General features: G+C 49.6%; 1 protein-coding gene. It reads right to left on the bottom strand.

Going from position 1 to position 234, the window contains the following annotated elements; all coding sequences use genetic code 11:
* Positions 1 to 234, bottom strand: a 234-nt coding sequence (locus I6E24_RS17120) for a transposase (protein WP_235329887.1), incomplete at both ends; no start/stop codon positions are given.

Genomic DNA, 234 nt, shown 5'->3' with positions numbered 1-234 from the left:
TTCTACTTTTCCGGTCGATATATGACAGTCGTACCATGCGAGTATGCCTGTTCTGTGTGCCATTACTGTGGCTGCCATCTTCACCAGTTGCGGCACTTTGCTTTCTTGGGCTTGCTTTACCCAATCCGACATAACCCTTTCGGCATCGTCCTTATTGACCTGCATCCAGATTTCCCTGAGCTGTTCTTTCAGGTAGTATGCCTGCGACAGGGGCTTGTTCATATCCAGCGCGTT

It is taken from the genome of Bacteroides caecigallinarum (assembly GCF_021530995.1).
GTDB lineage: Bacteria > Bacteroidota > Bacteroidia > Bacteroidales > Bacteroidaceae > Phocaeicola > Phocaeicola faecigallinarum.
This window is presented reverse-complemented; position numbering and strand designations above follow the sequence as displayed.